Source organism: Streptomyces sp. NPDC001231 (genome assembly GCF_042896885.1).
GTDB lineage: Bacteria > Actinomycetota > Actinomycetes > Streptomycetales > Streptomycetaceae > Streptomyces.
This window is the reverse complement of the sequence record NZ_JBIAXS010000007.1, coordinates 110,608-136,995: the sequence shown is the minus strand read 5'-3', so window position 1 is coordinate 136,995 and position 26,388 is coordinate 110,608. Positions and strand designations below refer to the sequence as shown.

Genomic DNA, 26,388 nt, shown 5'->3' with positions numbered 1-26,388 from the left:
TCCAATATCAGGGTACGCCGGTCGGGGCACCCACGGCCGGGAACCGGTCACCCGAAGATGTTCAGCTCAGCCTTCCCGGTGCCCGCGAGCTCGTACCCCGCCCCAGTCACCGGCACGGGACGCCCCGCGTAGAGCCGTACGAGGGTGGCGCCGTCACCGATGTATCGCGCCGGAGTCCGCTCCCCGCTCACCTCCCCGAGCCTCAGCGGCTCGTCCACGTCGTCGAGGTCGGCGTGCAGCGGCAGATGCCCCTTCTCGCGGGTCACGTACGCCAGCAGGCCGAGCGCGTACGGCAGCCTGTCGCCCGCGTACGCCCCGGGCTCGCCCAGCGTCTCGCGCACGTCGCCGGCGTGCACCCACTCGCCCAGCGCGAGCACGTCCAGCACCCCGCCCGCCCGGGCGATCAGCGGCCCGGCCTCGGTCATCCCGCGCTCCAGCTCGTCCACCACCCGGGCGTTGGTCCACTCGCCCCGTTCGGCGATGTCCCGCTCGTTGGACTCGGGCGAGAACACGCCCTCCTCGAACCGGCGCTCCACCACTCGCGTCAGCGCGGCCGAGCAGTGCGCGAGCACATCCCGCACCGTCCACCCCGGACAAGCCGCGGTCGGCAGCGCGAAGTCCGCGTCCGGCCGGGCCCGCAGCAACGGGATCAGCACGTCCCGCTCCATGGTGAGCAGCCGTCCGGGCAGCTCCGGATCCCGTACCTCGTGCAGATCAGCAGAAGTCATGTCTTCCACGCTAGTGCCCCGACAGGCGGCACCAGTGCCGCTCGACGGCCCGACGGCAGAACGGCCGGGGTGCGGTGGGGACAATGGCCGTATGGCCGATCTCGATGCCCTGCGCTCCCGCTGGACCCGTGCCCTGGAGGGTGCCCGGGGCCCCGGTGGCGGTCCCGACCCGGTGCCGTACGCCGACAACTTGCTCAAGCGCTGGCAGGAGCCGCAGCGGCACTACCACACGCTCACCCACCTGACCGCGGTCCTCGATCACATCGATGTACTGGATGAATACGCCGCCGACCCGGACGTGGTGCGGCTGGCCGCCTGGTTCCACGATGCCGTCTACCTGCCCGAGCGCTCCGAGAACGAGGAGCGGTCCGCCCGCGTGGCCGAGCGCGCGCTCCCCGAGGCCGGGGTCTCCGCCGACAAGACGGCCGAAGCCGCCCGGCTGGTCCGGCTCACCGTCACCCACGATCCGGCCGACGACGACCGCGACGGCCAGGTGCTGTGCGACGCCGATCTGGCGATCCTCGCCGCGTCCCCGTCGGCGTACGCCGCCTACGCGGCCGGCGTCCGTGAGGAGTACCACTTCGTCCCGAACGACGCCTTCCGCGAGGGCCGTGCCGCCGTCCTGCGGCAGCTGCTCGCCCTGCCACGCCTGTTCCGCACCCCGTACGGGGCGGAGCACTGGGAGGCGACGGCCCGCTACAACGTCACCTCGGAGCTGGAAATGCTGTCGCCCTGAGGCCCCGCCGCGCCTACCCTGCGCCGTATGCGTACATGGGGCAGGGAGCAGGTGGAGCAGGCCGTCGCGGGCGCCGTGGCGCTGCTGAGGACGGCGACGGACCGGGACTGGGACGGGGTGAGGGCCGGACGGCTGGAGTGGAGCTGCCGGCGGACGGCGGAGCACGTCGCGGGCGATCTCATCGCGTACGCCGGGCAGTTGGCCGGGCGAGCACAGAGCGCCTACGTCCCCTTCGAGATCACCCTCGACGAGGGCACCGGAAACGCGGACGTCCTGGACGTGATCGAGACGACCGGCGCCCTGCTCGCCGCCGCCGTCCGCACCACCCCGCGCGAGGTCCGGGCCTTCCACCCGTACCCCTTCCGCGGCGCGAACCGCGAGGGATTCGCCGCGATGGGAGTCGCCGAGGTACTGCTGCACACGCATGACATCGCGACCGGCCTGCACCTGACCTACGAGCCGCCCGCGCAGCTGTGCGAAGACGTGCTGACCCGGCTCTTCCCGCACGTCCGGCCGGGCTCCGCACCCTGGCCGACGCTGCTGTGGGCCACCGGCCGCGGCGACCTCCCCGGTCGGCCGCCGGTCACCGAGTGGCGCTGGAGCAACCCGCCGGCCGTACCCGCCGAGCGGCTCACCCTGGAGGGTGTCACCCCCGCCGCCGCCCGCGATCTGAGCGCCGGCGGTGACGGCGGGTTCACGTGGGCCGAGGGCGGGCCCTACGAGGGCACGCGGGACGCCGCCCGGATGACCGTGAAGGCGTACGAGGCCGGGGTGCACCGGCCCGAGTGGGGGATGTTCGTGCTGGTGCGCGGGGAAGACGGGTGCGCGGTCGGCGGGGTGGGCTTCCACGGAGCGCCCGACGAGGAGGGGCGCGCCGAGGTGGGTTACGACCTCGCCGTGTCCGCCCGTGGCCACGGCTACGCGACCGAGGCCCTGCGCGAGCTGTCGGGCTGGGCGCTGGCCCGGGACGACGTACGGCTGCTGGTCGCGACGGTGGATCGCGCCAACGTTCCCTCCCAACGCGTCGTCACCCGCGCCGGTTTCGTCGCCGTGCGTGAGGGCGAGGAGGAGATCTTCTACGAACTGCGGCCCTGAACACGGCGCTTGGGGCGGCGCAGCCCCGCCGCGTACAGCAGCCGCACCACCTCGCGGCTGCTGACCTCGACCGCGCCGGCCGCCACCGCGTCGGCGTACCGGTGGGAGGGCAGGTCGTAGTGGTCCCGCTCGAAAGCCCGACGGGGCACGCCCAACCCCTCGGCGAAGGTGTGGAGTTCGTCGTACGAGACGTCGCTGACCAGGTGGGACCACATGCGGCCGTGACCCGGCCAGGACGGCGGGTCGATGTAGAGGGTCACGGTGCGACCGCCCGGCGCGGCGCCGTCACGACGTCGTGCTCCGGCCCGTGGCCTCCGCCAGCGCGCCCACCGGCGCCACCTTCACGCCCGCCTTGGAGCACACCCAGTGCGGGTCCGGCCCGAGTTCCGGCTCGACGTCCAGCGCGTGCGGGTCGCCGTAGCCGCACACCGGGCACAGCGGCCAGCGGCCGTACCGCTCCAGCAGCGCGTCCTGGACGTCCTGCGCGACCAGACCCGCCACGTACTGCGCGCCTTCCGGCCACTGCTCCACCCACCAGCGGCGCTGGACGACGGAGTCCTCCACGAGCGAGACCACGTCCGCGTCGGCGACCTCGCCGGCGACCAGATCGGCGAGCACCAGGGCGCGGGCGGCGTGCAGGGCCTGCTCCAGGGGGCTGATGGGTTCCATGTCCCCCATTGTCACCCCGAAGTCACGGACCGGACACCGGTGACGGATCACGCGCCGGCGGACTCTGCGCCGCCGGGGACCCGCTCTCTCCATCTCCCGTGCACCGCTGGGCTGTTCACGGGAGCCCGGGCCGGAGACCTCGAGGCTGTAAAGGGTTCCTTGACACGCCCTTGAATGTAAAGGCACCCTTTACATGTGACCGATCCCCTCCCCCTCGCTTCCCTGAGTGCCCGGCTCGCCGAGCACGCCGCGGCCCTGGCCTCGGCGGTGGGCAGCCCGTTGGCCCCACCGGCCTACCTCGACCTGATCCGACGCGCCCAGGACGTCGACGCCTTGGCGGAACAGGTGCTCAAGCTCTGCGTGCAGCAGTGCCGGGACGCGGGCCACACCTGGCAGGAGGTCGGGGACCTGCTCGGAGTCACCCGCCAGGCCGCCTTCCAGCGGTTCGGCAAGCCCATCGATCCCCGAACGGGAGAACCCATGGACAAGACAGTGCGCATGACCGACGCCGCGGAGCGCGCCCTCGAGATCGTCACGGCCGTCCTCGAAGGCCGCATGGACGACGCCAGGCCGTCCTTCAACGCCGAGGTCCTGGCGGCCTTCACCGACGAGGTGCGGGGCAACGCGCTGGCGAGCGTCGCCGGACTCGTCGGCGCGTTCGAGGGCTTCGGCGAGGGCGAACCGTTCGTGCGGCGCATCGGCGATCACACCGTGGTGGACATCCCGCTGCGCTACGAGGCCGGTGAGATGAAGGCCCGGGTCGCGTTCGACACGGACGAGAAGGTCGGCGGACTCTTCATCCTCCCGCCCGAGACGCCGTGACCCGGCCGCTCCGACACCCCCACAGAGAGTCCGTCCCGTGATTGCCTCCAGCCTCAACTCCTCGGCGGTCCCCTGGGCCGCGATCGCGCCTCTGCTGGTCGCCGAACTCGCTCTGCTCGTCCACTGCCTCGTCGACCTCGCACGGCACCGGAGCACCCGTCACCTGCCCCGCTGGGCCTGGGTGCTGATATGCCTCTTCGTGAACCCCCTGGGCCCGATCGCCTACCTGGTGGCGGGACGGAGCGAGGACCGATGAGCGGGCCGGCCGTGGCGACCACGAACCTGGTGCGCGACTACGGGCACGGGGCGGGGCTGCACGGCGTGGACCTGGAGGTGCCGCGCGGCGGTGTCTACGGCCTGGTGGGCCCGAACGGCGCCGGGAAGACGACGCTCCTGTCCATCGTGGCGGGACTGCGCCGCTTCGACGCGGGCGAGGTCCGGTTGTCCGTCGACGCGGGACGGATCGGGGTCTGCCCCGACACTCCCGAGTTCGAACCCTGGCTCACCGCGGCGGAGGTGGTGCGCCAGTCCCGCGGTCTGGCCGCGCGCGGCGGACGCCGGCGCCGCGGCGGACCGGCGCACGACACCGGCGGGACCGTCCCCGACCCGGTCGCGGCCGTCCTCGCCGAGGTCGGCCTGACCGAGGCGGCCGACCGGCGCACGGGCGGGTTCTCCCGCGGTATGAAGCAACGGCTTGGCCTCGCGGTGGCGTTGGCGCTGGACCCCGAGCTGCTGATCCTCGACGAACCGTCCAGCGCGCTCGACCCGTCCGGGCGGGCGGAGGTGCTGTCCCTGGTCGCCGGTCTCGGCAGGACCCGCACCGTGATCTTCTCCAGCCATGTCCTGGCGGACGTCCAGCGGGTCGCCGACACGGTGGGCGTGCTCGACCGGGGCAGGCTCCTGTTCCAGGGGCCGGTCCGCGACCTGATCGACCGGTTCCTCCGGCCGGCCTGGGAGCTGCGCCTGCGCGCGGGCGGCGAGCAGCGGCTGGCCGAACTGCTGCGGCGGCAGGAGTGGGTCACCTCGGTGACGGTGAACTCCGACGGGTCCGTACGCGTCGAAGCGTCGAGCGCTGCGGTCGGTGAGCGCCGGCTGCCGCAGGCGATCGCCGCGGCGGACGCCGCGCTGATCAGCCTTCATCCGGTCGACGCCGACCTGGAGGCCGCGTTCCTGGCGCTGACCGGCGGACGGCACGGACAGGACGGTCAGGACGGACAGCACGTGGAGCACGGGCAGCGGGAAGCGGATCGGACGGGTGCGGCGTGAACGAGCTTTCGCTGTGGCGGGTGGAGTGGCTTCGGCTGCTGCGTACCAAGAGGCTGATCGCGCTGCTGGGCGTCTTCGTGGTCTTCGGGTTCACCGGGCCGCTGCTCGCCCGGTACTCCGGGCAGCTGCTGGACCACGCCGGCGGCTCGGCCCAGCGAGTGAAGATCGTCTTTCCGCCCCCGGTCCCGGCGGACGGTGTGGCCCAGTACGTGAACAACGCGTTCGGGATCGGCCTCATCGTGACCGTCGTCGTGGCGGCGTACGCGTGCTCGATCGACGCCAAGCCCGCCCTGGCGGTCTTCTACCGGACGCGCGCCCGGCGCTTCGGCGATCTGCTGGTGCCGAGGTTCGCGGTCAGCGCCGCCGGGGCCGTGGGCGGCTACCTGGCCGGGCTGCTCGCCGCCTGGTACGAGACGGCCGTCCTGCTGGGGAATCCCGGTACGGCGGCCATGGGCTGGACCGCGCTCACCGGCTCGGTGTACCTGGTGTTCGCCGTGGCGGTCACGGCGCTGGCCGCGACCCTGGCGCGCAGCACGCTCGGCACCGTCGGGTACGCGCTGCTCGTACTGTTCACGCTCCCGCTGCTCGGGGCGCTGCCGGGGGTGTCGCGCCGGCTCCCGACCGAGCTGACGAAGGCGCCGGACGCGTTCCTGCGGCACACGGCGGCCGACCACGCGCAGCAGGCCCTGGCCGTCGCCGTGGTCCTCACGCTCGGCTGCGTGGTGGCAGCGGTCCTGCGGGGCGCGCGCAAGGAGGTGCGTTGACGTCAGCGCCGCGGACCGCGGAGCACGAAGCGCGACGCTCGGACGGCCACGTCGCGGCCACTGTCCGAGCCGGGTCCGCAGGGCCTCGGCTCGCGGCCTTGACCACGTGACCGTACGGAAAATACCTTTCACAGTGTGACCCAGGACGTGAAGGAAATTTTCGCAGGCGTGGGCGCCCCGGGCCTCACGCCCCCCGCACCCGCCGCCCTCGCGGCCAAGGTACGCACGCTCGCGCCCTCGATGACCCGCTCCATGCAGCGGGTCGCCGAGGCCGTCGCCGGCGACCCGGCCGGCTGCGCGGCCCTCACGGTCACCGGCCTCGCCGAACTCACCGGCACCAGCGAGGCGACCGTCGTACGCACCGCCCGCCTGCTGGGCTACCCGGGTTACCGGGACCTCCGCCTGGCCCTCGCGGGCCTGGCCGCGCAGCAGCAGTCGGGGCGCGCGCCCGCCATCACGACCGACATCGCGGTGGACGACCCCATCGCCGACGTCGTCGCCAAACTCGCCTACGACGAACAGCAGACCCTGGCCGACACCGCCGCCGGCCTGGACACCATCCAGCTCGGCGCGGCCGTCACCGCGCTGGCCGCCGCCCGCCGCACCGACGTCTACGGCATCGGCGCCTCAGGTCTGGTCGCCCAGGACCTCACGCAGAAGCTGCTGCGCATAGGTCTGGTGGCGCACGCGCACAGCGACCCGCACCTCGCCGTCACCAACGCGGTGCAGCTGCGCGCGGGGGACGTGGCGATCGCCATCACCCACTCGGGTTCGACCGGGGACGTGATCGAGCCGCTGCGGGTGGCCTTCGAGCGCGGCGCGACCACCGTGGCCATCACCGGCCGGCCCGCCGCGCCCGTCACGCAGTACGCCGACCACGTCCTGACCACCTCCACGGCCCGCGAGAGCGAGCTGCGCCCGGCGGCGATGTCCTCCCGGACCAGCCAACTGCTCGTGGTGGACTGCCTGTTCGTCGGGGTGGCACAGCGGACGTACGAGACGGCGGCGCCCGCGCTCGCCGCGTCCTACGAGGCGCTCGCCCACCGGCACAGCCCGCGGGGCGGGACCCATCGCTCGTAGTACTCGCAGCACTCGCAGCCGAGAACCGAACAAGCCCGCATCCGCACGGTCAGCCGTACCGCGACGCACGAAGAGAGCCGCCCCTTCATGACCTCCACGCCCCACTACCGCGAGCTGCGCACCGAGTTGGAGTCGCTGACGACCGAGGCGTTCCGCCCCGAGCTGGCGGAGATCGACCGGCTGCCGACGCTGGAGATCGCCCGGCTGATGAACGCCGAGGACACCACCGTGCCCGCCGCCGTGGCCGAGCGGCTGCCGCAGATCGCCGCCGCGATCGACGCGGTGGCGGAGCGGATGGCGCGCGGCGGCCGGCTGGTCTACGCCGGCGCGGGCACGGCCGGACGGCTGGGGGTCCTGGACGCCTCGGAGTGCCCGCCGACCTTCAACACGCGCCCCTCCCAGGTCGTCGGGCTGATCGCGGGCGGCCCGCCGGCCATGGTGACCTCGGTCGAGGGCGCGGAGGACTCGAAGGAGCTGGCGGCCGAAGCGCTCGACGCCCTCGGTCTCACGCCGGACGACACGGTGGTGGGCGTCTCCGCCTCCGGCCGCACCCCCTACGCCATCGGCGCGGTGGAGCACGCCCGCGCTCTGGGCGCCCTGACCATCGGCCTGTCCTGCAACGCGAACAGCGCGCTGGCGGCCGCCGCCGAGCACGGCATCGAGGTCGTCGTCGGCCCCGAACTCCTCACCGGCTCCACCCGTCTGAAGGCCGGCACGGCGCAGAAACTGGTCCTCAACATGCTCTCGACGATCACGATGATCCGCCTGGGCAAGACCTACGGAAACCTGATGGTCGACGTACGGGCCTCCAACGACAAGCTCCGCGCCCGCTCCCGCCGTATCGTCGCCCTGGCCACGGGCGCGGCGGACGACGAGATCGAACGGGCCCTGACGGCCGCGGACGGCGAGGTGAAGACCGCCATCCTCACCCTCCTGGCCGGCACCGACGCCCCCACGGCGACCCGCCTCCTGCAACAGTCCGACGGCCACCTGCGCACGGCGCTGGAGCGGGCGACGGACTGAGGCCGGCGGGCCCGGGACCGGTGGCGGGAGCGAGCGGGCAGGCCGGGGGCTCCCTCACCGGCCGGGGCGTCCTACGCTGGAGGACACCATGAACCACGCCCAGCTCACCGCCCTAGGACGGGCTCTGCGTCTGCTCGGGGAGCATGGCGAGGCGCTGTCCGCGGACACGCCCGACGCCAGGCTGCACGAGATGAAGGCGGATCTCCGGCGCGCTCTCGACCTGCTGGACGAGACCGTCACGACGGCCGCGCCCGCCACCCGCTGCCCCGAGCATCCGAACGGGCCCGTCGACGAGAGCGCCCCCGACCTGTGTCTGCTGTGCGAGACCCGGCGCCGGGCCGCCCGCCGCTCCGAGGTCGACGGGACGTACGCCGCGTACGCGCGCCGCGCCGCCGAGCCCGCGGCCCCCTCCCCGTCCCGCTACGGCGTCCGCGAGGACCGGCCGCAGCCCCAGCAGCGATGGCTGCCGGAGCTGTGGAACGGGCGGGAGTGGCAGTTGTGCGGGACCCCGCGCCGGGACCGGCGCGAGGCCGAGCTGTTCATCGCCGCCCAGCGCCGGGCACCGCGCGCCGCGCCCGCCTACCGGCTCGTGCACGAGTTCACCGACTACGAGGTGGTGCGGATCTGGGGCCATCCGACGCGGGCCGACATCGAGCCCATGGGCAACCCGTAGGGCCTACGACACCTTCGCCCCGGCGGGCGTGGGCTCACCGGCCGCCGACGGCTCACCCAGGGCCGCGGTGCGCGGGCGCGGGATGAAGCACGCGACCAGGAAGCCGAGCAGGGCGGCGCCGCCGCCGATGGCGAGGACCGTGCGGAAGCCGTTCTCGGAGGGCAGCGCGTAGGACCCGAACGCGGTGGTCATATGGGCCAGGACCACGCCCGCCACCGCGCTGGCGACCGACGTGCCGATCGAGCGCATCAGGGTGTTGAGGCTGTTCGCCGCGCCCGTCTCGGACGCGGGGACGGCGCTCATGATGAGCGCGGGCATCGAGCCGTAGGTGAAGCCGATGCCGGCGCCGATCACACAGGACGTCAGGACGAAGTGCCAGACCTGGCTCATCAGGACGATGTTGAGGCCGTAGCCGGCGGCCACGATCAGCGCGCCGATCATCAGCGTCACCTTGGGGCCCCTGGTCCGCGAGACGATCGCCGACACCGGGGCGACGGCCATCATCACCAGGCCCGAGGGGGCCATGACCAGGCCGGAGGCCAGCAGCGACTTGCCGAGGCCGTAGCCGGTCTGCGCGGGCAGTTGCAGCAACTGCGGGATGACCAGGGACATCGAGAACATCGCGAAGCCGATGGCCACCGAGGCGAGGTTGGTCACCAGCACCTGGCGGCGGGCCGTGGTGCGCAGATCCACCAGGGGCGCATCGACGCGCAGTTCGAACAGGCCCCAGGCGACCAGCACCACGACCGCCGCCGCGAACAGGCCGAGGGTCGTGCCGCTGCCCCAGCCCCAGTCGGCGCCCTTGGAGATCGCCAGCAGCAGGCAGACCAGGCCCACCGCCATACCGACCGCGCCGGGAAGGTCGAAGCGGCCGCCGGTGCGCACAGCCGACTCCGGCACGAAGCCCAGCACCAGCACCGCCGCCACGACGCCCAGGCCGGCCGAGACCCAGAACAGCATGTGCCAGTCGAGGTTCTCGGCGATCAGCGCGGCGGCGGGCAGCCCGAGGGCGCCGCCGACGCCGAGCGAGGCGCTGATCATCGCGGTCGCCGAACCGAGCCGCTCGGCGGGCAGTTCGTCGCGCATGATGCTGATGCCGAGCGGGATGACACCGGAGGCGAGGCCCTGCAGGGCGCGGCCGACGATCAACGGCGTGAGGGAGTCGCTCAGCGCGGCCGTGACCGAGCCGGCCACCAGCATGGCCAGGCTCAGCAGGAGCATGCGGCGCTTGCCGTACATGTCGCCGAGGCGGCCCATGACCGGGGTGGCCACGGCCGCGGCGAGCAGCGTGGCGGTGACGGCCCAGACGGTGTCCGACGCCGAGGCGTGCAGGAGCTGGGGCAGCTCGGGAATGATCGGGATCACGAGGGTCTGCATCAGCGAGACCACGATGCCGCCGAAGGCGAGTACGGCCACGACGGCGTTGGGCCGGGGCGCGGATTGCCCGGCCGTGGCGGGCCGGGCGAGTGCGTCGGACATGAAGGAAGGTCTCCGTCGGAGAGCGGGTGTACTTGACTCAGGCAACTTTAATTGGAATTGATTGACTTAAGCAAGCGAAATCCCGTCAGGAAGACCCACCGGACGAAGACCCGCCCCGGACCCGGCAGGCGAAGACCCGGCAGACAGAGGGGCGGCAGGCAGAGGGGCGGCAGGCAGAGGGGCGGCGCCCGCCCTCCGGCAGCCACCGCCCCCACATCCGGGTCCGAGCCCCCGGGCCCGGCCCGGCTCAGCTCGGTTCAGCTCAGCTCAGCTCAGCGTCTTCAGCGCCGCCGCGTCGTACGGCTTCAGCTCCTCGAAGCGGCCGCCGAGCACCTTCGCCGCCCACTCGGGGTCGTGGAGCAGCGCGCGGCCCACGGCCACCAGGTCGAACTCGTCGCGCTCCAGCCGGTCCAGCAGGTTGTCGAGGCTGCCGACCTCCGCGCCCTCGCCCTGGAACGCCTTGATGAAGTCGCCGTCCAGACCCACCGAGCCGACGGTGATGACCTGCTTGCCCGTCAGCTTCTTCGTCCAGCCCGCGAGGTTGAGGTCCGATCCCTCGAACTCCGGCAGCCAGTAGCGGCGCGTGGAGGCGTGGAAGACGTCCACTCCGGCCGCCGCGAGCGGCGACAGGATCGCCTCCAGTTCCTCGGGGGTCTCCGCCAGGCGGGCGTCGTAGGCCTCCTGCTTCCACTGCGAGTAGCGGAAGAGGACCGGGAAGGCGGGCGAGACGGACTCGCGCACCGCCGCCACGATCTCGGCGGCGAACTTCGTACGGGCCACCGGATCGCCGCCGTAGGCGTCGGTACGGCGGTTGGTGCCCGCCCAGAGGAACTGGTCGAGCAGATAGCCGTGGGCGCCGTGCAGCTCCACACCGTCGAAACCGAGGCGCTCCGCGGCGGCGGCCGCCTCGGCGAACGCGCCGATGACGTCGTCCAGGTCCGTCCGCGTCATCGCCCTGCCGGTGACCTCGGACTCGCCGACGCGCAGCCCGGAGGGGCCCACCGCGGGCGCGTCCGGGAACGGCTGCTGGCCCGGCCGGCGCACCATGCCGATGTGCCACAGCTGCGGCACGATCGTGCCGCCCGCCGCGTGTACGGCCTCGGCCACCTTGGCCCAGCCCGCGAGCTGCTCCTCGCCGTGGAAGCGCGGCACGCGGTCGCTCTGCCCGGCCGAGTCGTGCCCCACGTAGGTGCCCTCGGTGACGATCAGACCGACGCCCGCGGCGGCGCGGCGGGCGTAGTACGACAGCACGTCCTCGCCGGGGACGCCGTCCGGCGAGAACATCCGGGTCATCGGCGCCATCACGATCCGGTTGGGGACGGTGAGGCCGTTCAGAGTGACGGGACGGGAGAGGATCCCGGCCGCGCGGGAGGCGGATCCGGAAGCGGACTCGGAGGCGGTGGAGGTCACGTGGGGGGGCTCCTCGGAATCGTGGTCGGTACCGGCCGGCGCGCACACGCGTCAGCCGGGCACCGGCGTCAACTGCCCGGCCTGTCACGGCATTCCGCCGATCCACTCCTGTGACCCGGAACACGCCCGAGGGCGGCACCCCCTGTCTCCAGGGAGTGCCGCCCTCGGTACGTGAAGGACGGATCCGATCCTCGAGGGGATCAGAAGTCCATGTCACCGCCCGGCATGCCGCCGCCGGCCGGCGCGGCGGCCTTCTCCGGCTTGTCGGCGATGACGGCCTCGGTGGTGAGGAACAGCGCGGCGATGGAGGCGGCGTTCTGCAGCGCGGAACGGGTCACCTTCGCCGGGTCGATGATGCCCTCGGCGACCAGGTCGACGTACTCACCGGTCGCGGCGTTCAGGCCGTGGCCCGGGGTGAGGTTGCGGACCTTCTCCACCACGACGCCGCCCTCGAGGCCGGCGTTGACGGCGATCTGCTTGAGCGGGGCCTCCAGGGCGAGCTTCACGGCCTGCGCGCCGGTCGCCTCGTCACCCTCGAGCTCCAGCTTCTCGAAGACGTTGGTGGTCTGGAGCAGGGCCACGCCACCACCGGCGACGATGCCCTCCTCGACGGCCGCCTTGGCGTTGCGCACGGCGTCCTCGATGCGGTGCTTGCGCTCCTTGAGCTCCACCTCGGTGGCGGCACCGGCCTTGATGACCGCGACACCGCCGGCGAGCTTCGCCAGGCGCTCCTGCAGCTTCTCGCGGTCGTAGTCCGAGTCGCTGTTCTCGATCTCGGCGCGGATCTGGTTGACCCGGCCGTTGACCTGGTCGGAGGAGCCGGCGCCGTCGACGATGGTGGTCTCGTCCTTGGTGATGACGACCTTGCGGGCGCGGCCCAGGAGGTCCAGGGTCGCGTTCTCCAGCTTGAGGCCGACCTCCTCGGAGATGACCTCGCCGCCCGTGAGGATGGCGATGTCGCCGAGCATGGCCTTGCGGCGGTCACCGAAGCCCGGGGCCTTGACGGCGACGGACTTGAAGGTGCCGCGGATCTTGTTGACGACCAGGGTCGACAGGGCCTCGCCCTCGACGTCCTCGGCGATGATCAGCAGCGGCTTGCCCGACTGCATGACCTTCTCCAGGAGCGGGAGCAGGTCCTTGACCGAGGAGATCTTGGAGTTGGCGATGAGGATGTACGGGTCCTCGAGCGACGCCTCCATGCGCTCCATGTCGGTCGCGAAGTAGGCGGAGATGTAGCCCTTGTCGAAGCGCATGCCCTCGGTGAGCTCGAGCTCCAGACCGAAGGTCTGCGACTCCTCGACGGTGATGACGCCTTCCTTGCCGACCTTGTCCATGGCCTCGGCGATGAGCTCGCCGATCTGGGTGTCGGCGGCGGAGATGGAGGCGGTGGAGGCGATCTGCTCCTTGGTCTCGACCTCCTTGGCCTGGTCGAGCAGGGCGGCGGAGACGGCCTCGACGGCCTTCTCGATACCGCGCTTCAGGGCCATCGGGTTGGCACCGGCGGCGACGTTGCGCAGGCCTTCCTTGACCAGGGCCTGGGCGAGAACGGTCGCGGTGGTCGTACCGTCACCGGCGACGTCGTCCGTCTTCTTGGCGACTTCCTTGACCAGCTCGGCGCCGATCTTCTCGTACGGGTCCTCGAGCTCGATCTCCTTGGCGATGGAGACACCGTCGTTGGTGATCGTGGGGGCACCCCACTTCTTCTCGAGGACGACGTTGCGGCCCTTGGGGCCGAGGGTCACCTTGACGGCGTCCGCGAGCTGGTTCATGCCGCGCTCGAGGCCTCGCCGCGCCTCCTCGTCGAACGCGATGATCTTGGCCATGTGAAGTGGTCCTCCCAGGACTGGGGGTGATTACTTCGGACCGCGCCCGCGCCCGCGACGGACGGCCCCGACCGGAGGTTCCTTGCCCCACCCGGCCCGTGGCCTCACCGACCCGGTCCTTCGTTGTCACTCTCACCTTCAGAGTGCTAACGCCAATGATTAGCACTCGACCCCTCCGAGTGCAAGCGCCTTCGGGGCGTCGGCGGGGCACTCAGCCGGGCGCGAACACGGGTGTGCCGGGCCGTGCGAGCGCGCGGTGCGCGGACCCGGGCGTGCCGACCGCCGACGGTGAGGTGCGCCGACACAGCGAAGGGCCCGCACCCCGGCAGCGGAGGTGCGGGCCCTTCTGTAGAAGAACGTCGCTTGCGGTGGTCGCGCGATTCAGGCCGTGACGCGGACCATGTCGGCCTGCGGACCCTTCTGGCCCTGCGAGATCTCGAACTCGACCCGCTGACCCTCTTCCAGCGAGCGGTAGCCGTCCATCTGGATCGCGCTGTAGTGGACGAAAACGTCCGCACCACCGTCGACCGCGATGAAGCCGTACCCCTTCTCCGCGTTGAACCACTTGACGGTGCCCTGAGCCATGCCTAACTCCCCTATTACTGGCCCTTGCACAGATCCACACTTCGCGGACCCGGGTCAGACCTCACCCCCCGTGGATCGGGGGCGTGCGCCGGAACGCGTCGACCGCGGCTGAATGTATCTGTCCAACTGCCGTCTGCAACAGGTCAATCGGACGAGAAATCTGGACGTACGCGGTCCGGAATATAGGGAGAATTCGCGTGAATTCAGGGCAAGTCGGGCCCCGCAAACAAGGCAAATGCCGCAAAAGGCCCGCAGACTTTGGCTACTTCTTGCCGGGCCCGCGGCAAGAATCCGTGGCCCCGGATTCGAAGTTCGGGGGCGCGTTCCCCAACTCTACCGCGCTCAACCACACAGAATTGCCCCCTCCGCTTCTCTCGCGGAGGGGGCAATTCGACGAACTCTGCGTGACCAGGATTACCGAAGGTAATGATCAGCCGCCGGCGACCGCCGGGATGATCGAGACGCCCGCGCCGTCCGGGGTGACCGTCTCGAGGCCCTGCTCGAACCGGACGTCGTCGTCGTTGACGTACACGTTGACGAAGCGGCGCAGCTTGCCCTGGTCGTCCAGGACCCGTGCCGCGATGCCCGTGTGGTTCTTCTCCAGGTCCGAGATGACCTCGGACAGGGTCGCGCCCTCGGCGCTCACCTCGGCCCGGCCGCCGGTGTAGGTGCGCAGGATGGTGGGGATACGAACGGTCACGCTCATGCCAGGCCAGCCTCTCGGAAGGAGTCCAGGGTCGGACGGATCGTCGCGGTCAGGCCGGTGCCGGCCACCGCGTCCAGCGTCTTCAGCCCGTCGCCGGTGTTGAGGACGACGGTGGTCTTCGTCGGATCGAGGACACCGTCCTCGACCAGCTTCTTCGTCACGCCGACCGTCACACCGCCCGCCGTCTCGGCGAAGATGCCCTCGGTCCGCGCCAGCAGCTTGATGGCGTCGACGACCTGCTCGTCGGTCACGTCCTCCACCGCACCGCCGGTGCGGCGCGCGATGTCCAGGACGTACGGGCCGTCGGCCGGGTTGCCGATGGCCAGGGACTTGGCGATCGTGTTCGGCTTCTGCGGCCGCACGATGTCGTGACCGGCCTTGAAGGCGGTGGACACCGGCGAGCAGCCCTCGGCCTGGGCGCCGAAGATCTTGTACGGCTTGTCCTCGACCAGCCCCAGCTCGATCAGTTCCCGCAGGCCCTTGTCGACCTTGGTGAGCTGGGAGCCCGAGGCGATCGGGACGACGATCTGGTCCGGCAGCCGCCAGCCGAGCTGCTCGCAGATCTCGTACGCCAGCGTCTTGGAACCCTCGGCGTAGTACGGCCGCAGGTTGACGTTGACGAAGCCCCAGCCCTCGCCGGCCGGATCGCCGATCAGCTCGGAGCAGAAACGGTTCACGTCGTCGTAGTTGCCCTCGATGCCGACGAGTTCGCCGCCGTAGATCGCGGCCATCACGACCTTGCCCTGCTCCAGGTCGTGCGGGATGAACACGCAGGAGCGCAGTCCGGCGCGGGCGGCCGCGGCGCCGACGGCGCCGGCCAGGTTGCCGGTCGAGGAGCAGGAGAGAGTGGTGAAGCCGAAGGCGCGGGCCGCCTCCAGCGCCTGGGCGACCACGCGGTCCTTGAAGGAGTGCGTCGGGTTGCCGGAGTCGTCCTTCACGTACAGCCCGCCGGTCACCCCCAGTTCGCGGGCGAGACGGTCGGCCCGGACGAGCTTGGTCCAGCCCGGGTTCAGGTTCGGCTTGCCGGCGACGTCCGCGGGGACGGGCAGCAGCGGCGCGTAGCGCCAGATGTTCGCGGGGCCCGCTTCGATCCTCTTGCGCAGCTCCTCGGTGTCGTAGGCCGAGAAGTCGTAGGCGATCTCCAGCGGGCCGAAACACTCCTCGCAGGCGAAGACCGGGCCGAGGGGGACGCGGTGACCGCACTCGCGGCAGCTCAGCGCCGCGGCGGGGCCGAGGTCCACAGTGGAGTCGGTGCTGCTTACAACGGTCTGCACAGCCATGTGAGGCGAGGCCCTTTCTCCTCATCTTCCTCACGACGCATCTCGCCGTGAGACGGATTTGGCACCTTCCCTAGCCGGGAGCCTCGCGAAGACGATCGGCTGTGCTCGCACAGCAGTCGATACGAGAACCGGCTGGAGGGTTGCCGGGGCTTCATCGGGCCGTGTCCCTCTGCCCCTCTGGATGAGCTGTATTCGGTTGTGACGCGGAGGTGACCCCCGGCATGGGATGGTCGTCCGCGTTGTTCAGACTGTAACGGAAGGCCAGGACGGTTGAGTCAGTCGTCCGAAGCGCGAGACAACAGTGAGGAGCCGCTGACCGTGCTGGAAGAAGTCGAGCGCTGGCTGGCCACCCGCTCCTGGTCCGTGGCCGACCGGTCGCTCCACCAGATCCTGGCGGCGAAGCAGCGCACCGGCCAGTCGGTCTCCGTGGTGCTGCCCGCGCTGAACGAGGAGGCGACGGTCGGCGACATCGTCGCGGTGATCCGCCGCGACCTCGTGGAGCGGGCCCCGCTCGTCGACGAGATCGTCGTCGTCGACTCCGGCTCCACCGACCGCACCTTCGAGGTGGCCGCCGCCGCGGGCGCCCGGGTGGTGCGCCGCGACGAGATCCTGCCGCGCCTGCCGGCCGTGCCGGGCAAGGGCGAGGTCCTGTGGCGCTCCCTGCTCGTCACCCGCGGGGACGTCATCTGCTTCGTCGACGCCGATCTGCGGGAGTTCTCCTCCGACTTCGTCACCGGCATCGTGGGCCCGCTGCTCACCGAACGCGACGTCGACCTGGTCAAGGCGATGTACGACCGGCCCTTCTCCGTGCCCGGCGGGCACACCTCCGGACCCGCCGCGGCCGGGCAGGGCGGGCGGGTCACCGAGCTGATGGCGCGCCCGCTGCTCAACATGCACTGGCCGCAGCTGGCCGGCTTCGTGCAGCCGCTCGGCGGCGAGTACGCGGCCCGCCGCTCACTCCTCGAACAACTGCCCTTCCCGGTCGGCTACGGCGTCGAGCTGGGCATGCTGGTGGACGCGCTGCACCTGGTGGGCCTGGACGCGCTCGCCCAGGTCGACGTCGGGGTGCGCAGGCACCGGCACCAGGACGGACAGGCGCTCGGCCGGATGGCCGCCGCGATCTACCGCACCGCCCAGCTGCGCCTGGCCCGGGGCCACCTCGTGCGCCCCTGCCTCACCCAGTTCGTCCGCGGCGAGAACGGCTTCGAGCCGCGGACGTACCACGTGGACACGGAGGAGCGTCCGCCGATGGCCGAGATCGCGGAGTACGCGGCCCGGCAGGTGGCGTGAAACACCGGTACCGCCCGTCTTCCGCCGGCTACGAAGCGGAACCGTACGTTTGAGCGTTTCGGGGCCGGGCTAGGTTGAGGCGTATGGCTTCTACGCACGGTGCCGAGGTACTGGTCGCGTCCAATCGCGGCCCGGTTTCGTACGAGGTGCGCGAGAACGGCTCGCTCCACTCCCGGCGCGGAGGCGGAGGGCTGGTGTCCGGGCTCTCCGCGATCGGCCCGGAGGCGGACGCGGTGTGGGTGTGCGCCGCGCTGAGCGACGCCGACCGGGAGGCGGCGGGCCGCTTCGAGGGCGGGCGCCGGCTGCCGTCGGAGGCGACCGGCGGGCAGCAGGTGCGGATGCTCGACATCGACGCGAAGGTCTTCTCCGACGCCTACAACGGCATCGCCAACTCGGTGCTGTGGTTCGTCCACCACATGCTGTACCAGACGCCGCTGGAGCCGGTCTTCGACGCGGAGTTCCGGCGCCGCTGGAAGTCCTACGAGGCCTACAACCTGGCCTTCGCCGAGGCGCTGGCGGAGGAGGCGACCGAGGGGGCGGCCGTGGTGGTGCAGGACTACCACCTGACGCTCGTGCCGGGGATGCTGCGCGACTTCCGGCCCGATGTGCGCATCGGACACTTCTCGCACACGCCATGGGCGCCGGCGGACTACTTCCGGATCCTCCCCGACGACATCGCCGAGCAGGTGCTGCGCGGGATGCTGGGCGCGGACCGGCTGGGCTTCCTCACCCAGCGGTGGGCGGACGCGTTCGCCGGGTGCTGCGACGCGCTCGTCGGCGGGCTCGGGGGCACCCGGATCGGGGTGCACGGGCTGGGCGCGGACGCGGAGTTCCTGCGGGAGCGGTCGCACCGTGCCGACGTCGAGGAGCGGATGGCGGCGCTGCGCGGGGAGATCGGCACCGGACCGGACGGGCACCCGCGCCGGACGATCGTGCGGGTGGACCGGACCGAGCTGTCCAAGAACATCGTGCGGGGGCTGCACGCGTACCGGCAGCTGCTGGAGGACCGCCCGGAGTGGCGCGAGCGGGTGGTGCACGTGGCGTTCGCCTACCCCTCGCGGCAGGACCTCGCGGTGTACCGGGAGTACACGGAGCAGGTGCGGCGGGTGGCCGAGGAGATCAACGCGCGGTACGGGACGCCCGGTTGGACCCCGGTCCTGCTGCACGTGGAGGACGACTTCGCGCGGTCGCTCGCGGCGTACCGGATCGCCGACGTGGCACTGGTCAACCCCATCCGGGACGGGATGAACCTGGTCGCCAAGGAGGTGCCGGTCGTCTCCGACTCGGGGTGTGCGCTGGTGCTGTCGCGGGAGGCGGGGGCGTACGCGGAGCTGGGGGAGGACGCGGTCGTCGTCAATCCGTACGACGTGGTCGGGACGGCCGGGGCGCTGCACCGGGCGCTGAGCATGCCGGAGCACGAGCGGGCGGAGCGGACGAAGCGGCTGGCCGCCGCCGCGACCGCGCTGCCGCCCGCTCAGTGGTTCCTGGACCAGCTGGAGGAGCTGGGCGGCTGAGGGGCCTGATCCGGACGAGAGGGCCTAGGCGCAATGCCAGTGACTTAAGCGGCTACTGACGCTCCGGGCGAAGGCGTTTCCGCACGTCAGAGCCTCGAAGTGCTACATAAGTCATCGGTATTGGGCCTAGGCGAGGTGGTCCGCCAGGTTCCTCAGCAGTGCCACCACCCCGGCCGGGCCGTCCACCACCAGGTCGGCCTTCTCCGACACCTCCGTGACCTCCGTGCTGCCACTGCAGACCAGGACGCCCGGGACCCCGTCCGAGCGGAGTTCGCCGACCGCGGCGAAGGCCGGCAGGTCGCCCAGGTCGTCGCCCGCGTACAGGACCGACGTGGCGCCCAGGGCGCGGGCGCAGTCCAGGAGGGCGACGCCCTTGTCCATGCCCGGGGGACGCAGTTCGAGGACCATACGGCCGGGCTCGACGATCAGCCCGTGGCGGCCGGCCAGGCCGGCCAGGGGCTCGCGCAGCGCCTCGAACGCGGCCTGCGGGTCGTCCGCGCGACGGGTGTGGACGGCGACCGAGCGGCCCTTCTCCTCGATCCAGGTGCCGTGCCGGGCGCCGATCCGGTCGAGGAGGCCGGGCAGTTCGGCGCGGACCGCGGCGACACCGGGGTGCGGGGGCGGGGCGGTGACCGTGCCCGTGGCGGCGTCCCAGCGCTCGGCGCCGTAGTGGCCGAGGACGACCAGGTGTTCCAGGCCGGGTACGCCCGCGAACCCGCCGTGGCGCACCGCGACGCCGGGCGGGCGGCCGGTGACCACCGCGACGGCGGCCACCTTCGGGGCGAGCGCGGAGAGCGCGGGCACGGCGTCGGGGTGGGCGCGGGCCTGGTCGGGGTCGGGGACGATCGGGGCGAGCGTCCCGTCGAAGTCGAGCGCGATCAGCGCCTGCTCCGGCCGGGCGAGGATCGCGGCGAGCCCGTCCCGGCCCGCCGGGGTGGCGGGCGTCGGGAGGGAGGAGACGGGGGCGGTCGAGTCGGTGGCGTGACTGTCCTGGCTTCCCATGGGGCGAACCTATCCCTCCACGGCCCGGGGCACTCCTCCGTTCCGGGCGGGTCTCACCGCTCGGCGCGCCGGGCCTCGCGCACCCGGCGCAGCCGGTTCACCGTGACCGGGTCGTGGGCGAGGGCGCGGGTGTCGTCGAGGAGGGCGTTGAGGAGCTGGTAGTAGCGGACGGGCGAGAGGCCCAGTTCCTCGCGTATCGCGCGCTCCTTCGCGCCGGGGCCGGTGAAGCCTCGGCGCTCCAGGGCGAGGATGCCCCGCTCCCTGCGGCCGAGCCCCTGCTCCTCGTCGTCGTCCATACCAGGCACCGTAGCCTCCCCCACCGACAGCGGCCCTCGTCGGACCCCACTGTCACAGCTGGGCCGGCGCCGCCGCGCCGGCCCGGCCGTACCGGCGTCACCATGTGGACACAATTGGTCTGCACCAAGCAAGTGGACTAGACCTCTCCCGGTCGACGGGTCCACACTGTTCCACGTGAAACACGTCATCGCCCTCGATGTGGGCGGCACCGGGATGAAGGCCGCCCTGGTCGCCGCCGACGGCTCCCTGCTGCACCGGGCCCGCAGGGCGACCGGCCGTGAGCGCGGACCGGACGCCGTCGTCGAGGGCATCCTCGGCTTCGCCGCCGAGCTGCGGGCGCACGGCGTCCGGCACCTCGGGGAGGAGGCGGCCGCGGCCGGTGTCGCCGTCCCCGGAATCGTCGACGAGGCGCGAGGCGTCGCCGCCTACGCGGCCAACCTCGGCTGGCGTGACGTACCCCTGCGCGATCTGCTCGCCGAGCGGCTCGGCGCCCCCGTGGCCCTGGGCCACGACGTGCGCACCGGCGGGCTGGCCGAGGGCCGGATCGGGGCGGGCAAGGGCGCCGACCGGTTCCTCTTCGTGCCGTTGGGCACCGGGATCGCGGGCGCCATCGGCATCGACGGCCGGGTGGAGGCGGGCGCGCACGGCTTCGCGGGCGAGATCGGCCACATCGTCGTACGCCCCGGCGGCCTGGCCTGTCCGTGCGGGCAGCGCGGCTGTCTGGAGCGGTTCGCCTCCGCGTCGGCGGTCAGCCAGGCGTGGGCCGAGGCGTGCGGGGACCCGGACGCGGACGCGGCGGACTGCGCCAAGGCCGTGGAGTCCGGGGACGCGCGGGCGCGGGCGGTCTGGCAGGAGGCGGTGGACGCGCTCGCCGACGGGCTGGTCACCGCGCTCACCCTGCTGGACCCGCGCACGCTGATCATCGGCGGCGGGCTCGCCGAGGCGGGCGAGACGCTGTTCGCGCCGCTGCGGGAGGCGGTCCAGCGGCGCGTCACCTTCCAGAAGCTGCCGTCGATCGTCCCCGCGGCCCTCGGGGACACCGCCGGATGCCTGGGCGCGGGGCTCCTGGCCTGGGACCTGCTCAACACTTCTACGACTTTTCCGGAGGTAGCCACCTGATGGCCCCCAGCAAGGTTCTGACCGGAGCCCGGGTGGTGTTGCCCACCGGGATCGTGGACGGCGGCCGTGTGATCGTCGACGGCACGCGGATCGCCGACACCGCCCGGGAGGACGCCGAGACCCTCGACGTACGCGGGCACTGGCTGGTCCCCGGCTTCGTCGACATCCACAACCACGGCGGAGGCGGCGCCTCCTTCTCCGGCACCGCCGACGACGTGCTGACCGCCGTCCGCACCCACCGGGAGCACGGCACCACCACCCTGGTCGCCTCGACCGTCACCGACGACATGGACCTCCTCGTCAAGCAGGCGGGGCTGCTGTCGGAACTCGCCGAGCAGGGCGAGATCGCGGGCGTCCACTTCGAGGGGCCGTTCATCTCGCCGTGCCGCAAGGGAGCGCACTCCGAGGAGCTGTTGCGCGACCCGGACCCCGCCGAGGTGCGCAAGCTGATCGACGCCGCCCGCGGCCGCGCCACAATGATGACCCTGGCCACCGAACTGCCCGGCGGCATCGACTCCGTACGGCTGCTCGCGGAGCACGGCGTGATCGCGGCGATCGGGCACACGGACGCGACGTACGAGCAGACGGTGGAGGCGATCGACGCCGGAGCCACCGTCGCCACCCACCTGTTCAACGCGATGCCGCCGCTCGGCCACCGCGCCCCCGGTCCGATCGCGGCCCTGCTGGAGGACGAGCGGATCACGGTCGAGCTGATCAACGACGGCGTCCATCTGCACCCCGCCGCCCTGGAGATGGCGTTCCACCACGCGGGCGCCGGGCGGGTCGCGTTCATCACCGACGCCATGGACGCCGCCGGGATCGGCGACGGCCGCTACCTGCTCGGCCCGCTCCAGGTCGAGGTCGAGGGCGGGGTGGCGCGGCTGGTGGAGGGCGGCTCGATCGCGGGCTCGACCCTGACCCTGGACCGGGCGTTCCGGCGGGCGGTCACGGTCGACCGGCTGCCGGTCACGGACGTGGTCGCCGCGCTGTCCGCCAACCCGGCCCGGCTGCTCGGGATGGACGACCGGGTGGGCTCCCTGGAACCCGGCAAGGACGCCGATCTCGTCCTGCTCGACGAGGACTTCGCCCTGAAGGGCGTGATGCGCCGCGGCGCATGGGTGGTTGAGCCCCAACTGGGCTGATCCGTCCGCCCGTCCGGCCGCGGTGGCCGGTCCGAGGGGTGGGCGGTGGGCCTGGTCTTTGGCATGATCGAGTCTCCGGAACTTCGCGGCGGACGCGCTTACTCGGGGGAGGTCGGCCCGGTGATCCTCACGGTCACGCTGAACACCGCTCTCGACCTCACCTATCGGGTGTCGTCCCTGCGGCAGCACGCCTCCCACCGGGTGTCCGAGGTGACCGAGCGGCCCGGCGGCAAGGGCGTCAACGTGGCCCGCGTGCTGGCGGCCCTCGGTCACGAGGTGACGGTCACCGGCTTCGCGGGCGGGGCCACCGGGCGCGAGGTGCGCGACCGGCTCGCGTCGGAGGCGCCGGGCGTGGTGGACGCGCTGGTCCCGGTCGCCGGCGCGACCCGGCGCACGATAGCCGTGGTGGACGAGCGCAGCGGCGACACCACCCAGCTCAACGAGCCCGGCCCGGTCGTCACCCCGGCCGAGTGGTCCGCCTTCCAGGACGTCTACGGGGACCTGCTCGGCTCGGTGTCGGCGGTGGCGCTGTGCGGCAGCCTGCCGCGCGGGCTGCCGGTGGGCGCGTACGCCGGTCTGGTGCGCGCCGCGCGCGCCGCGAACGTGCCGGTGCTGCTGGACACCAGTGGCGAGGCGCTGCGCCGGGCCGTGGCCGCCCGCCCCGACATCGTCAAGCCGAACGCCGACGAGCTGGCCGAACTCACCGGATCCCACGAGCCACTGCGCGCCACCCAGGACGCCCGCCGCCGCGGCGCCCGCGCGGTGGTCGCCTCGCTGGGCGCGGAGGGCCTGCTCGCGCACACCTCCGACGGCCTGTGGCGGGCCGCCCCGCCGTCCCGCGTCCGGGGCAACCCGACCGGCGCCGGCGACTCCGCGGTCGCGGGCCTGCTGGCGGGTCTGGTGGAGCAACTCCCCTGGCCGGACCGCCTGAGCCGCGCGGTCGCCCTGTCGGCGGCGACGGTCCTGTGCCCCGTGGCCGGCGAGTTCGACCGCGCGGCCTACGAGGAACTGCTGGGGCGGGTGTCGGTGACCGGAGAGGCCACCGCGGCGTGAGCGTCAGCCCGACTTGACCCAGCCCTTGGCCAGCCACAGCTGGTCAAGGTTCGCATCACACTGGTTACCCTGCTCGCACGAGATCTTGATGGTGTTCGTGCCCTTGTTGAGCTGGATCCAGTTGTAGGTCTTCGTCCAGCCCTTCTCGTAGTCGCCCTCAGCTGCTTGCGCCCAGTTGTTCAGGTTGATCGGCCTGCTGGACACGGCGCCGTTGACCGTCAGAGTGGCGGTGCCGTCCTTGCCCGGGACGCCGTAACCGATGAACACGGTGTACTTGCCGTCCTCGGGGATGCCGTCGACGGTCCAGGTGGCCGAGGCGCCGACGTTATTGAAGTTCGTCACATAGACGCCGCCCGTCGCCTGGGCGCCCTTGATGTCCGAGGCTTTGGTGGCGCCGCCTCCCAGCTGCAGCGCCTCGGCGTCGGTCTTCGGCAACTCGCCGTCGCTCGGTGCGCTGCTGCTCGCCGACGGGCTCGGCTCGGTGCTCTGCGTGGCCGTCGGGGGCGTACCGCCGGCCTGGTTGTCGTCCTTCTTGCCCGAGTCGTCGCCGATCATCGCCACGCCGATGCCGATGACGACCGCGGCGACCACCGCGATGGCGCCGATCAGCAGGCCCTTGGTGTTCGGGCCGCGGCCACGGCCGCCACCCCCCTGTGGCTGCTGGCGAGTCGGGGCGCCGCCGGGGAGGGACTCGGGTGCGGCGTAATGGGCGCTCGGCTGGCCGTACGCGCCTTGCTGCTGCGGGACCTGGCCGTACTGCCGCTGACCGACCGCGCGGACACGGTTGACCGAGTTCGGGTAGCCGTAACCGCCGGAGGGCGGCTGGGCTCCGTTGGCCTGGCCGTCGGCGTACAGGTAGCCGAACGGGTCGTCGTCCTCGGGCGTGCTCGCGCCGCTGTTGCCGGGCGTCATCCCTTGGTACTCCTCAACAGGTGCGGGTGGTGCGGTACGTCGTGGGAAAGGCGAGCCTACCCGCTTCGCGGGGCCCAAACGGGTGACTCCTGCCGCATAGGCTGGCTGACCTGCGGATCATCCGGCACGGCGATGCTGTTTGGGACGAGATCGTTTCTCGACGTACATCCGTTCGTCGGCTGATTTCAGCACTTCGTCCGCCGTCATGCCGCAGTGGGCCCACCCGATGCCGAAACTCGCCCCGACCCGGACGGCCCGGCCCTCGGCGCGGATCGGCTGGATGATCTCGTTGCGCAGCCGTACGGCGAGGTCCTGGGCGTCGGCCCGGCCGAGTCCGTCGGCGAGGATCACGAACTCGTCGCCGCCGAGCCGGGCCACGGTGTCGCCGTCGCGCACGCCGTTGCTCAGCCGCCGGGCCACCTCGATGAGCACCGCGTCGCCCGCGTTGTGCCCGAACCGGTCGTTGATCGACTTGAAGCCGTCGAGGTCGCAGAAGAGGACCGCGAGCCCCTTGGTGCCGTCGTCGTGGTCGCCCTCGAGGGCGACGGTGTGCACGTGGTGGTCGTAGGCGTCGTAGGCCCGGGTGCCCGGCCGGAAGTCGAAGCCGTCGTCGCCGACGTCGTAGCCGGGGTGGCCGTAGGCGGTGTCCTGCGACTCGGCGTCGCCCGCGTGCCCGGCCTGGGGCCGCCGGCACAGCCGGGCGGACAGGCGGGCGCGCAGCTCGGCGGAGTTCGGCAGTCCGGTGAGGGAGTCGTGGGAGGCGCGGTGGGCGAGCTGGAGCTCGCGGCGCTTGCGCTCCTCTATGTCCTCGACGTGGGTGAGCAGGAAGCGGGGCCCGTCGGCGGCGTCCGCGACGACGGAGTTGCGCAGCGACACCCACACGTACGAGCCGTCGCGGCGGCCCAGGCGCAGCTCCGCCCGGCCGCCCTCGGCCGAGGTCCGCAGCAGGGTGCCTATGTCCTCGGGGTGGACGAGGTCGGAGAAGGAGTAGCGGCGCATGGCGGAGGCGGGGCGGCCCAGCAGGCGGCACAGGGCGTCGTTGGTACGCAGGATCCGGCCGTGCTGGTCGCCGCCCATCTCGGCGATGGCCATGCCGGAGGGTGCGTACTCGAAGGCCTGGCGGAAACTCTCCTCGCTGGCCCGCAGGGCCTGCTGCTCGCGCTCCAGGCGTATGAGGGCGCGCTGCATGTTGGAGCGCAGCCGGGCGTTGCTGATCGCGATGGCTGCCTGGAAGGCGTACATCTGGAGGGCCTCACGGCCCCAGGCGCCGGGCCGGCGGCCGTTGCGCGGGCGGTCCACGGAGATCACGCCGAGCAGTTCGCCGGAGGAGCCGCCGGACCCGCCGGGGACGTCCATGGGCGCGAAGAGCCGGTCGGCGGGGTGCCACTCGTCCTCGAAGCGCGGCGCGGGCCCGTCGGTGTACCACGTCGGGACGTCGTCGTCGTCGAGGACCCAGCCCTCGGTGTGGGGTATGAAGACCAGGCCGCCCCACTGCTCACCCATGGCCAGCCGGCGGTCCCAGGACTCCCGGGAGCCGACGCGGCCGGTGACCAGCGCCTCGGCGGCGGAGTTCCCGGCGAAGGCGGCGACCACGAGGTCGCCGTCGGCACGCACGAGGTTGACGCAGGCCAGCTCGTAGCCGAGGCCCTTCACCACGCCGTCGGCGACGGTCTGCAGTGTGTCCGCCAGGCTCCTCGCGGTGTTCATGTCCGCCATGACCTGGTGCAGTTGCCGCAGGGACGCCAGGCGGACGTACGGCTCCGAGTCGGTTTCCATGCTCGCCCTCCCCCCGAGACCTCGCCAGCGAATCAAGGGTGCTGTTCGGCGTTCGTCTGCGCATTCTCCGCCACTGAATCACAGCGCGAAGCCCACTCGGTACACAGGGTCAACAATTCACCGCTCTTGTGACTCAAGTCACAG

27 protein-coding genes and 1 riboswitch are annotated in these 26,388 nt (G+C 72.3%); of the genes, 14 read left to right on the top strand and 13 right to left on the bottom strand.

The features are described 5' to 3' along the window. Positions 1-47: 47 nt before the first annotated feature. Positions 48-728: a maleylpyruvate isomerase family mycothiol-dependent enzyme gene (locus ACFY3J_RS11075; RefSeq protein WP_384177642.1), complete on the bottom strand. Its 681-nt coding sequence runs from the start codon at positions 726-728 to the stop codon at positions 48-50. 91 nt (positions 729-819) lie between these two features. Here ACFY3J_RS11075 and ACFY3J_RS11070 point away from each other — a divergent pair, with 91 nt between their 5' ends. Both ACFY3J_RS11070 and ACFY3J_RS11065 read left to right on the top strand, forming a co-directional pair. After that, on the top strand, positions 820-1,464 hold the full coding sequence (locus ACFY3J_RS11070; RefSeq protein ID WP_384177640.1) for a hypothetical protein: 645 nt from the start codon (positions 820-822) through the stop codon (positions 1,462-1,464). Positions 1,465-1,491: 27 nt separating this feature from the next. Next, on the top strand, positions 1,492-2,559 hold the full coding sequence (locus ACFY3J_RS11065; protein WP_390840745.1) for a GNAT family N-acetyltransferase: 1,068 nt from the start codon (positions 1,492-1,494) through the stop codon (positions 2,557-2,559). Here ACFY3J_RS11065 and ACFY3J_RS11060 read toward each other — a convergent pair. Together ACFY3J_RS11060 and ACFY3J_RS11055 are read right to left on the bottom strand one after the other, a co-directional pair. Further along, complete coding sequence (locus tag ACFY3J_RS11060) at positions 2,541-2,819, bottom strand: DUF4031 domain-containing protein (RefSeq protein WP_225074587.1); 279 nt, start codon at positions 2,817-2,819, stop codon at positions 2,541-2,543. The genes ACFY3J_RS11065 and ACFY3J_RS11060 overlap by 19 nt on opposite strands. Positions 2,820-2,844: 25 nt before the next feature. Continuing rightward, entirely contained in the window at positions 2,845-3,228 is a 384-nt protein-coding gene (locus tag ACFY3J_RS11055) for a hypothetical protein (protein ID WP_141360150.1), read from the bottom strand. A gap of 195 nt (positions 3,229-3,423) precedes the next feature. Between ACFY3J_RS11055 and ACFY3J_RS11050 the strand changes: the two genes are divergently transcribed. The 7 genes from ACFY3J_RS11050 (at position 3,424) to ACFY3J_RS11020 (ending at position 8,856) form a co-directional block, all read left to right on the top strand. Further along, a complete protein-coding gene (locus ACFY3J_RS11050; protein WP_384177635.1) occupies positions 3,424-4,050 on the top strand; it encodes a DUF3887 domain-containing protein in 627 nt (208 codons plus the stop codon). A gap of 37 nt (positions 4,051-4,087) precedes the next feature. Beyond that, positions 4,088-4,306 (top strand): PLD nuclease N-terminal domain-containing protein, encoded by a 219-nt coding sequence (locus ACFY3J_RS11045; RefSeq protein WP_384177633.1) that lies wholly within the window; start codon positions 4,088-4,090, stop codon positions 4,304-4,306. Then, a complete protein-coding gene (locus ACFY3J_RS11040) occupies positions 4,303-5,316 on the top strand; it encodes an ABC transporter ATP-binding protein (RefSeq protein ID WP_384177631.1) in 1,014 nt (337 codons plus the stop codon). The genes ACFY3J_RS11045 and ACFY3J_RS11040 overlap by 4 nt, the downstream gene beginning before the upstream one ends. Then, a complete protein-coding gene (locus ACFY3J_RS11035) occupies positions 5,313-6,080 on the top strand; it encodes a hypothetical protein (RefSeq protein ID WP_384177629.1) in 768 nt (255 codons plus the stop codon). Before ACFY3J_RS11040 ends, ACFY3J_RS11035 begins: the two co-directional genes overlap by 4 nt. A gap of 135 nt (positions 6,081-6,215) precedes the next feature. Continuing rightward, positions 6,216-7,160 (top strand): MurR/RpiR family transcriptional regulator, encoded by a 945-nt coding sequence (locus ACFY3J_RS11030; RefSeq protein ID WP_365416784.1) that lies wholly within the window; start codon positions 6,216-6,218, stop codon positions 7,158-7,160. An 87-nt stretch (positions 7,161-7,247) separates the two neighbouring features. Beyond that, positions 7,248-8,183, top strand: coding sequence for an N-acetylmuramic acid 6-phosphate etherase (murQ, locus tag ACFY3J_RS11025; RefSeq protein ID WP_384177627.1), 936 nt, complete (start codon positions 7,248-7,250; stop codon positions 8,181-8,183). A gap of 88 nt (positions 8,184-8,271) precedes the next feature. After that, positions 8,272-8,856: a hypothetical protein gene (locus ACFY3J_RS11020; protein WP_390840744.1), complete on the top strand. Its 585-nt coding sequence runs from the start codon at positions 8,272-8,274 to the stop codon at positions 8,854-8,856. A 3-nt stretch (positions 8,857-8,859) separates the two neighbouring features. Here the strand turns inward: ACFY3J_RS11020 and ACFY3J_RS11015 are convergent, their stop codons facing one another. From ACFY3J_RS11015 to thrC, 6 genes are all read right to left on the bottom strand, one after another. Next, a complete protein-coding gene (locus ACFY3J_RS11015; protein WP_390840743.1) occupies positions 8,860-10,335 on the bottom strand; it encodes an MFS transporter in 1,476 nt (491 codons plus the stop codon). A 267-nt stretch (positions 10,336-10,602) separates the two neighbouring features. Beyond that, a complete protein-coding gene (locus ACFY3J_RS11010; RefSeq protein WP_384177621.1) occupies positions 10,603-11,745 on the bottom strand; it encodes an NADH:flavin oxidoreductase in 1,143 nt (380 codons plus the stop codon). A gap of 200 nt (positions 11,746-11,945) precedes the next feature. Continuing rightward, on the bottom strand, positions 11,946-13,568 hold the full coding sequence (groL, locus tag ACFY3J_RS11005) for a chaperonin GroEL (RefSeq protein ID WP_365436971.1): 1,623 nt from the start codon (positions 13,566-13,568) through the stop codon (positions 11,946-11,948). Between the two features lie 381 nt (positions 13,569-13,949). Further along, positions 13,950-14,153, bottom strand: a complete 204-nt coding sequence (locus ACFY3J_RS11000) for a cold-shock protein (protein WP_009189266.1) — start codon at positions 14,151-14,153, stop codon at positions 13,950-13,952. A gap of 430 nt (positions 14,154-14,583) precedes the next feature. Beyond that, a complete protein-coding gene (locus tag ACFY3J_RS10995) occupies positions 14,584-14,859 on the bottom strand; it encodes a MoaD/ThiS family protein (protein WP_384177618.1) in 276 nt (91 codons plus the stop codon). Beyond that, positions 14,856-16,139 (bottom strand): threonine synthase, encoded by a 1,284-nt coding sequence (thrC, locus tag ACFY3J_RS10990; protein ID WP_390840742.1) that lies wholly within the window; start codon positions 16,137-16,139, stop codon positions 14,856-14,858. The genes ACFY3J_RS10995 and thrC overlap by 4 nt, the downstream gene beginning before the upstream one ends. A gap of 18 nt (positions 16,140-16,157) precedes the next feature. Then, a riboswitch (SAM riboswitch) is annotated at positions 16,158-16,327 on the bottom strand. Between the two features lie 130 nt (positions 16,328-16,457). On the opposite strand from thrC, the gene ACFY3J_RS10985 reads away from it, so the two are divergent. Beyond that, complete coding sequence (locus ACFY3J_RS10985) at positions 16,458-17,429, top strand: glucosyl-3-phosphoglycerate synthase (RefSeq protein WP_384177614.1); 972 nt, start codon at positions 16,458-16,460, stop codon at positions 17,427-17,429. 83 nt (positions 17,430-17,512) lie between these two features. Further along, positions 17,513-18,943 (top strand): trehalose-6-phosphate synthase, encoded by a 1,431-nt coding sequence (locus ACFY3J_RS10980; protein ID WP_390840741.1) that lies wholly within the window; start codon positions 17,513-17,515, stop codon positions 18,941-18,943. Between the two features lie 126 nt (positions 18,944-19,069). Here ACFY3J_RS10980 and otsB read toward each other — a convergent pair whose 3' ends face one another. Together otsB and ACFY3J_RS10970 are read right to left on the bottom strand one after the other, a co-directional pair. Then, a complete protein-coding gene (gene otsB / locus ACFY3J_RS10975; protein WP_384177610.1) occupies positions 19,070-19,945 on the bottom strand; it encodes a trehalose-phosphatase in 876 nt (291 codons plus the stop codon). 53 nt (positions 19,946-19,998) lie between these two features. Further along, the gene (locus tag ACFY3J_RS10970; protein ID WP_384177608.1) at positions 19,999-20,241 is read right to left on the bottom strand and encodes a DUF3263 domain-containing protein; all 243 of its coding nucleotides are present in this window, start codon (positions 20,239-20,241) and stop codon (positions 19,999-20,001) included. Between the two features lie 175 nt (positions 20,242-20,416). Between ACFY3J_RS10970 and ACFY3J_RS10965 the strand changes: the two genes are divergently transcribed. The 3 genes from ACFY3J_RS10965 (at position 20,417) to ACFY3J_RS10955 (ending at position 23,556) form a co-directional block, all read left to right on the top strand. After that, a complete protein-coding gene (locus ACFY3J_RS10965) occupies positions 20,417-21,361 on the top strand; it encodes an ROK family protein (RefSeq protein WP_390840740.1) in 945 nt (314 codons plus the stop codon). Further along, positions 21,361-22,503, top strand: a complete 1,143-nt coding sequence (nagA, locus tag ACFY3J_RS10960) for an N-acetylglucosamine-6-phosphate deacetylase (protein WP_384177604.1) — start codon at positions 21,361-21,363, stop codon at positions 22,501-22,503. Before ACFY3J_RS10965 ends, nagA begins: the two co-directional genes overlap by 1 nt. 120 nt (positions 22,504-22,623) lie before the next feature. Further along, positions 22,624-23,556, top strand: a complete 933-nt coding sequence (locus tag ACFY3J_RS10955) for a 1-phosphofructokinase family hexose kinase (RefSeq protein ID WP_384177908.1) — start codon at positions 22,624-22,626, stop codon at positions 23,554-23,556. Between the two features lie 3 nt (positions 23,557-23,559). On the opposite strand, the gene ACFY3J_RS10950 is transcribed toward ACFY3J_RS10955, so the two are convergent. After that, entirely contained in the window at positions 23,560-24,468 is a 909-nt protein-coding gene (locus ACFY3J_RS10950) for a carbohydrate-binding protein (RefSeq protein WP_390840739.1), read from the bottom strand. Between the two features lie 117 nt (positions 24,469-24,585). Then, positions 24,586-26,244 (bottom strand): diguanylate cyclase CdgB, encoded by a 1,659-nt coding sequence (gene cdgB / locus ACFY3J_RS10945; protein WP_390840738.1) that lies wholly within the window; start codon positions 26,242-26,244, stop codon positions 24,586-24,588. Positions 26,245-26,388 lie beyond the last annotated feature (144 nt).